At 62.3% G+C, this 289-nt stretch carries 1 protein-coding gene; it reads left to right on the top strand.

Annotated features, from left to right (window positions below):
- Nucleotides 1-2: 2 nt before the first annotated feature.
- A partial coding sequence (locus EN845_RS34860; protein WP_135931343.1) for a diacylglycerol kinase occupies nt 3-289 on the top strand: 287 nt, incomplete at its 3' end.

Below are 289 nucleotides of genomic sequence, written 5' to 3'. Positions count from 1 at the left end.
GGCTGATCGACGCTTTCATCAATTCCGTGCGGGCCTTCCGCAAGCTGGCTGGGCATGAAGCAGCCTTCCAGCAGGAACTGCTGCTGCTGGCGCTTGCCCTGCCTGCCGGCTGGTTCATCTCTGTATCATGGCGCGGCTACGCGCTTTTGATCGCCGCGGTGCTGCTTCTGATCATCGTGGAGGTGCTCAACACCGGGATCGAGGCGGCCTGCGACGCCTTCAGCCGCGAATTCAACGTCGACATCCAACTCGCCAAGGACTGCGGCTCGCTGGCCGTCCTGATCTCGAT

Source organism: Mesorhizobium sp. M8A.F.Ca.ET.202.01.1.1, assembly GCF_004791595.1.
In the GTDB taxonomy this organism is placed as follows: Bacteria; Pseudomonadota; Alphaproteobacteria; order Rhizobiales; family Rhizobiaceae; genus Mesorhizobium.
This window is presented reverse-complemented; position numbering and strand designations above follow the sequence as displayed.